Annotated in this window: 3 protein-coding genes; all 3 read right to left on the bottom strand. The window is 58.0% G+C overall.

Annotation, left to right across the window (positions count from 1 at the left end; genetic code table 11):
* The coding region (locus ACRESJ_RS21575) for an NADH-quinone oxidoreductase subunit C (protein ID WP_431759714.1) at positions 1-1013 on the bottom strand (1013 nt) is incomplete at its 3' end.
* 72 nt (positions 1014-1085) lie between these two features.
* Positions 1086-1760 (bottom strand): NuoB/complex I 20 kDa subunit family protein, encoded by a 675-nt coding sequence (locus ACRESJ_RS21570; protein ID WP_046037844.1) that lies wholly within the window; start codon positions 1758-1760, stop codon positions 1086-1088.
* 10 nt (positions 1761-1770) lie between these two features.
* Positions 1771-2082: NADH-quinone oxidoreductase subunit A (ndhC, locus tag ACRESJ_RS21565; RefSeq protein ID WP_219535915.1), on the bottom strand; the 312-nt coding region annotated here is incomplete at its 5' end.

Below are 2082 nucleotides of genomic sequence, written 5' to 3'. Positions count from 1 at the left end.
CGGTCGGTGAAGGTGAAGAACACCGGGGTCATGGCGCCGACGTCCTGGATGTAGGTACCCAGGAACAGCAGGTGGCTGGTGATCCGGAAGAACTCGGCCATCATGATGCGGATGACGTCGACCTTCTCAGGCACCTTGATGCCGGCCAGCTTCTCGACCGAGAGCACGTACGGCAGGTTGTTCATCACACCGCCGAGGTAGTCGATACGGTCGGTGTACGGAATGAAGCTGTGCCAGGACTGGCGCTCGGCCATCTTCTCGGCACCACGGTGGTGGTAGCCGACGTCAGGCACGCAATCGACGATCTCTTCACCGTCCAGCTGCAGGATGATGCGGAACGCACCGTGCGCCGAAGGGTGGTTCGGGCCGAGGTTGAGGAACATGTAGTCCTCATTCGGACCGGAACGTTTCATGCCCCAGTCTTCCGGCTTGAAGCGCGCGGACTCTTCTTCGAGCTGCTGCTTGGCCAGGTTCAGGGTGAACGGATCGAACTCAGTGGCGCGTGCCGGGAAGTCCTTGCGCAGCGGGTGACCTTCCCAGGTCGGCGGCATCATGATGCGCGACAGGTGCGGATGGCCTTTGAAGTCGATGCCGTACATGTCCCAGACTTCACGCTCGTACCAGTTGGCGTTTGGCCAGATGCTGGTGACGGTCGGCAGGCTGAGGTCGCTCTCGGATAAGGCGACCTTGATCATTACGTCACTATTACGCTCGATCGACATCAAGTGGTAGAACACTGAGAAGTCGGCGCCGTTCGGCAGCCCTTGACGCTTGGTACGCAGACGCTCGTCCACGCCATGCAAGTCATAGAGCATGACGTACGGCTTGGGCAGATTGCGCAGGAAGGTCAGGACTTCGACGAGTTTGGCGCGGGCAACCCAAAGCACCGGCATGCCGGTGCGGGTAGCCTGGGCGGTGAACGCCTCGGGGCCAAAACGGTTGTTCAGTTCGACGACCACATCCTGGTCGTCTGCCTTGTAAGGCGGGATGTACAGAGCACTGCCTGTAGTCATGGTTATTTATCGCTTTCGGTCAACGTAAAGAATGAAGCCAGGTTCTCGTTCTATTTAAGAAGCAGATCTGGATCAGACTTCGTCGGGGCTGCGCAGGTTGGTGACTGCGATTCGCTGTTCGCGGCGCTTTTCCTTCTCGGAAGGCATCTCGGCGCGATAGACGCCTTGATCACCAACGACCCAGGAAAGCGGGCGACGCTCCTGTCCAATCGACTCCTGCAACAGCATCAAGCCTTGCAGGAAAGCCTCAGGGCGGGGCGGGCAGCCAGGCACGTAGACGTCCACGGGCAGGAACTTGTCCACCCCTTGAACGACGGAGTAGATGTCGTACATGCCACCGGAGTTGGCGCACGAACCCATGGAGATGACCCATTTAGGCTCGAGCATTTGCTCGTAGAGACGCTGAATGATCGGCGCCATCTTGATGAAGCAGGTACCGGCGATAACCATGAAATCCGCCTGACGCGGCGATGCCCGGATAACCTCGGCGCCAAAGCGCGCGATGTCGTGGGGCGCCGTGAAGGCAGTGGTCATTTCCACGTAGCAGCACGAAAGACCGAAGTTATACGGCCACAGGGAGTTCTTGCGCCCCCAGTTGATCGTGCCGTTAAGCACGTCTTCGAGCTTGCCCATGAAAATGTTTTTGTGAACTTGATCTTCTAACGGATCGGAAACGGTTTCCCGTTGGCCGATCGGATATTGCTCGTTAGGAGCATCGGGGTCGATCCTGGTGAGATTGTATTGCATTGCCAAAGCCTCATTGTTTCAGCTTCGCTTGCCGCTTGCGCCGAGCTTCTGGAGCCCAATCAAGGGCGCCCACTCGGAATAGGTAGACAAGACCTGCCAACAGAATTGCTATGAAAACGAGAGCTTCGACGAATCCGGTCCAGCCGCTTTCGCGAACAGACACAGACCATGCAAAGAGAAAGAGGGCTTCGATATCGAAGATCACGAACAGCATCGCGACCAGATAGAATTTGGCTGAGAGCCGCAAGCGGGCGCCACCTGTAGGTAGCATGCCGGACTCGAACGGTTCGTTTTTGCTGCGGCCCCAGGCTTTTGACCCGAG

The sequence above is a fragment of the Pseudomonas sp. genome (assembly GCF_050739655.1).
In the GTDB taxonomy this organism is placed as follows: Bacteria; Pseudomonadota; Gammaproteobacteria; order Pseudomonadales; family Pseudomonadaceae; genus Aquipseudomonas.
The sequence above is the reverse complement of the archived record's forward strand: the minus strand, read 5'-3'. Positions and strand labels throughout refer to the sequence as shown.

Coding starts and splice junctions, on each gene's coding strand:
- ACRESJ_RS21570 (WP_046037844.1), bottom strand. CDS start 1,760: ATGCAATACAATCTCACCAGGATCGACCCCGATGCTCCTAACGAGCAA.